The sequence below is a fragment of the Affinirhizobium lemnae genome (assembly GCF_022968395.1).
Lineage (GTDB): Bacteria > Pseudomonadota > Alphaproteobacteria > Rhizobiales > Rhizobiaceae > Neorhizobium > Neorhizobium lemnae.
Genome location: NZ_JALJQZ010000089.1, coordinates 1 through 2,500 on the forward strand (window position 1 = coordinate 1; position 2,500 = coordinate 2,500).

Below are 2,500 nucleotides of genomic sequence, written 5' to 3' on the forward strand. Positions count from 1 at the left end.
TGCCCGGTTGTTTATTGTTTTGTCCCGTCCTCGGTCACTTTTCGTGTCCGTTGGGTGGACTGGGCTGCTCTTAGCCTGCGCGTCGCATTTTTGGTGTGACGCTTCTAGATGATTTTGCGGCAAAAAGGCCGCGTTTTCGGCGGCGCTTGCATGTCGGCTTGGGCCGAAGGTTGTGTTGAGAAGATTTTGATTGCCTTTAGCAGACCTGGCAGCGACCTACTCTCCCGCGTCTTGAGACGAAGTACCATTGGCGCTGGGACGTTTCACGGCCGTGTTCGGAATGGGAACGGGTGCGGCCGCCCCGCCATAACCACCAGGTCGGCTAAGGGCAATCAGATGAGAAGCTGGCGAGGGGTAACCCTCTTTTTTTGAACACGTCTTTTTTGTTTTCCTTGCTCCGGCTCGGACAAAGTCCGCAAGCGCAAGGCGCGTCGCCAATCGTTTGGCGCGTGGTCCGCAGCGAAGCATCCGCAGGATGCGACAGCGTGAGGACAAAACAGATGGCTCATCGATTTATCGATGAGCATTTTCAATGAGAACGATCAAGCCAATCGGGCTATTAGTAAGGCTAAGCTTCATGCGTTACCGCACGTCCACACGCCTCCTATCAACGTGGTCGTCTTCCACGGCCCTGATAGGGAATACTCGTTTTCAGGTGGGTTTCCCGCTTAGATGCCTTCAGCGGTTATCCCTTCCATATATAGCTACCCTGCTATGCCGTTGGCACGACAACAGGTCCACCAGAGATATGTCCATCCCGGTCCTCTCGTACTAGGGACAGATCCTGTCAATATTCCTACACCCACGGCAGATAGGGACCGAACTGTCTCACGACGTTCTGAACCCAGCTCACGTACCGCTTTAATTGGCGAACAGCCAAACCCTTGGGACCTGCTCCAGCCCCAGGATGCGATGAGCCGACATCGAGGTGCCAAACAACCCCGTCGATATGGACTCTTGGGGGTCATCAGCCTGTTATCCCCGGCGTACCTTTTATCCGTTGAGCGATGGCCCTTCCACGCGGGACCACCGGATCACTATGACCGACTTTCGTCTCTGCTCGACTTGTCAGTCTCGCAGTCAGGCGGGCTTATGCCATTGCACTCGACGACCGATTTCCGACCGGTCTGAGCCCACCATCGCGCGCCTCCGTTACTCTTTCGGAGGCGACCGCCCCAGTCAAACTACCCACCATACACTGTCCCGGATCCGGATAACGGACCGCGGTTAGACATCCATGACGATAAGGGTGGTATTTCAAGGATGGCTCCACGAGAACTGGCGTCCCCGCTTCAAAGCCTACCACCTATCCTACACATGCCGACACGAATGCCAGTGTAAAGCTATAGTAAAGGTGCACGGGGTCTTTCCGTCTGACCGCAGGAACCCCGCATCTTCACGGGGAATTCAATTTCACTGAGTCTATGTTGGAGACAGCGGGGAAGTCGTTACGCCATTCGTGCAGGTCGGAACTTACCCGACAAGGAATTTCGCTACCTTAGGACCGTTATAGTTACGGCCGCCGTTTACTGGGGCTTCGATTCAAAGCTTGCACCTCTCCTCTTAACCTTCCAGCACCGGGCAGGCGTCAGACCCTATACGTCGTCTTATCGACTTCGCAGAGCCCTGTGTTTTTGATAAACAGTCGCTACCCCCTGGTCTGTGCCACCCCAATATACTTGCGTATAATGGGGTCACGCTTCTTCCGAAGTTACGCGTGCAATTTGCCGAGTTCCTTCAACATAGTTCTCTCAAGCGCCTTGGTATACTCTACCTGACCACCTGTGTCGGTTTCGGGTACGGTCTATAATGATGGAGCTATTTCCTGGAACCGCTTCCCTGCCCATCCAATCCAATAAGAATGAACAAGTTACGCAATCCGTCACTACCACCAGGCCCACGAATATTAACGTGGTTCCCATCGACTACGCGTGTCCGCCTCGTCTTAGGGGCCGGCTAACCCTGCTCAGATTAACTTTAAGCAGGAACCCTTGGTCTTTCGGCGAGGGGGTCTCTCACCCCCTTTATCGTTACTCATGTCAACATTCGCACTTCCGATACCTCCAGAGGCCCTCACGGGTCCTCCTTCACTGGCTTACGGAACGCTCCGCTACCACACATCTTACGATGTATCCTCAGCTTCGGTGCATGGCTTTAGCCCCGTTACATTTTCGGCGCAAAGACCCTTATTTAGACCAGTGAGCTGTTACGCTTTCTTTAAATGATGGCTGCTTCTAAGCCAACATCCTGGTTGTTTTGGGATCCTCACATCCTTTCCCACTTAGCCATGACTTGGGGACCTTAGCTGGAGGTCAGGGTTGTTGCCCTCTTCACGACGGACGTTAGCACCCGCCGTGTGTCTGCCGACTAGTACTCCTCGGTATTCGGAGTTTGGTTAGGATCAGTAAGACGGTGAGTCCCCATAGCCCATCCAGTGCTCTACCCCCGAGGGTATTCGGTCGACGCTCTACCTAAATAGATTTCGCGGAGAACCAGCTAT

2 rRNA genes (1 of these 2 cut by a window edge) are annotated in these 2,500 nt (G+C 54.0%); both read right to left on the minus strand.

The annotated features are described in order from the left end of the window. Positions 1 to 203: 203 nt before the first annotated feature. A 5S ribosomal RNA gene (rrf, locus tag MUU53_RS22740) occupies positions 204 to 318 on the minus strand. Between the two features lie 220 nt (positions 319 to 538). Continuing rightward, a 23S ribosomal RNA gene (locus tag MUU53_RS22745) occupies positions 539 to 2,500 on the minus strand (it continues 1,032 nt past the right edge of the window).